We start from the raw sequence: 2879 nt of genomic DNA on the forward strand, positions 1-2879 counted from the left end.
CCAGTAGTCTTCGCGTTGTTCGTTGTCGGCAGACATGGCCATGCTCCTGTGAAAAAAACACGGGGGCATGTTCCGGCGTCATCGCCCTGGGCGGAAGGGGGCCGATGCAGAGGCGCTTACGTAGAAAACAAAAAAATGAAACGACAGGCATGGTTGATACTACCACTGGCTTTGATAGTGATCGGGCTCATTGTGCTGTTCGGCGATTATGACCGTGGCAAACTACCCCAACCTAAGGTTCTTGCAAGCTCGCCGGAAGGTATCCTGTTCGAATTACCAGTTGTTTCGACCACTCCCGACGTGAACTGGAAAACGGATTGGGCGCCTGGTTCGGACGACGCACGACGCCAGGTATTGCAGTCGCTCAGTGAGTACACCGCTAATTTCAAACAATTACGAACGCTGCTGGATGTCTGGGCGGAGCCGGGATCAGATGAACGGGAAAAGTTGGCCCAGCGTTTAGGTAAGGCATTGGCGCACTATAATCTTGGCCGAGTGAATCAAGCGGTTATTCCGCCTGCTGCCCTCGCTATGCTTGATAGCGGCGCGCTGCTGGTCTGTGCTGAAGAGGATCTCGAACTTGCCATGCGCATGCTGGCAGCGCTCACCCCATACCTGGGTGGTAAAGTCACCGTGCGCTTTACTCCAGAGCTCGCCGCGCAGTCCATGCGTCTGTATCTGTTTGGCACATCTTATTTTAGCGATCTTGGCCAGGCGAAGTTTGCCGATGGGTCTATGTTACCTAGCGCGTTGGCAATCTGCTGAGTGGATGAGGGTTTACAGCTCGCCAGTGGTAATGGTCGCCTGCCAATGTGCGGTAGCGCACAGACATCCAGCGGGTCATTCCCCATACTTCCTCCAGTGAGCAGACTGTAGCGTTACGCTTCTTTCTTGCTCCCAAATTCAAAAGGAAAAGTACCTATGACAAAGAGAGACAAATACGTCGCGAAGATGAAATCCGAAATCGACGATATGAATGCACAGCTCGACAAACTGGCGGCCAAATCCAAGAGTGCCAAGAAAGGCATGGAAGCCAAGTACAAACAGGAAATGGCTGATCTGCGAGCACAGTCAAGTAAGGCAAGCGCCCAACTGGATGAACTGAAGGAGGCTGGAGAGGATGCATGGGAAAGTAGTGTCGCCGAAATGGATAAAATCGGTGATGCTTTCAAGCATTCCTACAACTACTTCAAGTCGCAGCTTTAACCTCGCCCGATCGGATCCTGGGTGCCTGCAAGACATGCAGGGCCATCGACGTATCCAACGTGGATGGCAAAGCCAACAATATTGTGCCGGTAGAAACCTCCTTTGCGGCTACCTGTTTGCCCCCGATGAACTCGTGCCCGATTGCAAGTGGGGCAGTGGGGAACTCTACTGACCACTGGCAACCTGGATGTGTAAAGTACTTAGGTTGATTCCTGTTTGGAGAAAGGCAATTTGGGACAGCGCTACTGCAATCCGCTTCCTTCGGCTGTAGGTAAGGTCGACGAAGTCGAAGTCGAGCGAGCCGAACTTTTCACTGGTTCAGACGCAGACACAACTACCGCCAACAAGTACGACGTTAATATCATGGGCAGCCAATGCTTCAACGATCAACGCTGCCATTTCGGCTCGCCCCAGCTTACTGATATTCATTACAACGGTTTTCCTGTCCGACGTGGCCGTGTTCGTCGCAGTACCAGGTCGTCACGTAGATTGGGAGGCCCGGTATAGAAGGGGAGTTGCGGATACTCATTCGTGAAATGAGTAGAGCAAATCCGCTGTGGGAGACACCACGGATTCATGGAGAATTGCTCAAACTTGGCATTGAGGTATCTCAGGCCACAGGGTAGTTTGTCATATTCTATGTAAACAACGGGCATCACAAATAGCATCAAATGGTGTAAAATCCGATGACATTTTTCTAGCATCGGAGAAGAAATTATGAGAACCACAGTTACTATCGACGATCAGTTAATGTCCGAGGCACAGCGGATTACCGGGGTAGTTGAAAAAGCGGCTCTGGTACGCGAAGGTCTCAAGGCTCTTATCGAGCGTGAAAGTTCGCGTCGACTAGCGAAGTTAGGCGCTACTGATCCAGAACTAAAGTCTGTGCCCCGTAGGCGTACATGATTTTAGTCGATACGTCGGTCTGGATTGACCATCTGCGGTCTGGCGATAAAATGCTGGCGCACTTGCTGGAGAATACTCAAGTACTAGCCCACCCATTCGTTATCGGTGAGTTGGCCTGTGGTAATTTGAGTAATCGAACGGAAGTTCTAGCGTTGCTGGCGGATCTTCCGAAGGTGGCGACGGCGACAGATGAGGAAGTATTATTTTTTATTGAACAGCACCAATTGATGGGGCGCGGCGTGGGGTATATAGATGCGCACCTGCTTTCGTCAACGTTTCTAGCCGGCCCAGCAAAGATTTGGACGCGGGATAAGCGGTTGGCGGCACTTGCCGTCGAATTGGGTAAGGCTTATCAGTAGTGGTCTGCAGGCCGGAAAAAATTTGGCACTCAATAGCATGTCGCTATTCCAGTGATCGTTGCTCGAGAATGGCTGTGGCAGATATCACCATGACGTAGCAGCCTGGATTTTGGGACCACCATGGGACCATCTCCACGCCTTCTGATGCCCTCTAATGCCAGGCCCATTTTTTAACTCTCTGATTTACAAGGCATTAGGAGGCATGGGGAGGCGTAAAATAGCATGACTCAGGGTTCGAATCCCTCGCTCTCCGCCATATCTCCTTGATTTTATTGAAATATATCCTCGGCTCTCCCCCATTAAGGGGGGATGGGCCGATATTCACTAAACCCGGTTAATAATGCCATCCCACCCGCAGTGGGTTAAGACGCGTAATCGGTAATTCTCAAAATTCCTGAATCCATAGGC

General features: G+C 51.2%; 4 protein-coding genes. All 4 read left to right on the forward strand.

Going from position 1 to position 2879, the window contains the following annotated elements; genetic code table 11:
- Nucleotides 1-765 (forward strand): hypothetical protein (locus DWB85_RS19190; RefSeq protein ID WP_205422828.1); only part of this gene is annotated, 765 nt, incomplete at its 5' end.
- A gap of 156 nt (nt 766-921) precedes the next feature.
- Nucleotides 922-1206, forward strand: coding sequence for a sll1863 family stress response protein (locus tag DWB85_RS19195; RefSeq protein WP_117957676.1), 285 nt, complete (start codon nt 922-924; stop codon nt 1204-1206).
- Nucleotides 1207-1923: 717 nt separating this feature from the next.
- Complete coding sequence (locus DWB85_RS19200; RefSeq protein ID WP_035526329.1) at nt 1924-2112, forward strand: type II toxin-antitoxin system VapB family antitoxin; 189 nt, start codon at nt 1924-1926, stop codon at nt 2110-2112.
- Entirely contained in the window at nt 2109-2471 is a 363-nt protein-coding gene (locus tag DWB85_RS19205; protein WP_117957678.1) for a type II toxin-antitoxin system VapC family toxin, read from the forward strand. The genes DWB85_RS19200 and DWB85_RS19205 overlap by 4 nt, the downstream gene beginning before the upstream one ends.
- Nucleotides 2472-2879: the final 408 nt, after the last annotated feature.

Source organism: Seongchinamella sediminis (genome assembly GCF_003457605.1).
Lineage (GTDB): Bacteria > Pseudomonadota > Gammaproteobacteria > Pseudomonadales > Halieaceae > Halioglobus > Halioglobus sediminis.

Coding starts and splice junctions, on each gene's coding strand:
- DWB85_RS19200 (WP_035526329.1), top strand. CDS start 1,924: ATGAGAACCACAGTTACTATCGACGATCAGTTAATGTCCGAGGCACAG.
- DWB85_RS19205 (WP_117957678.1), top strand. CDS start 2,109: ATGATTTTAGTCGATACGTCGGTCTGGATTGACCATCTGCGGTCTGGC.
- DWB85_RS19195 (WP_117957676.1), top strand. CDS start 922: ATGACAAAGAGAGACAAATACGTCGCGAAGATGAAATCCGAAATCGAC.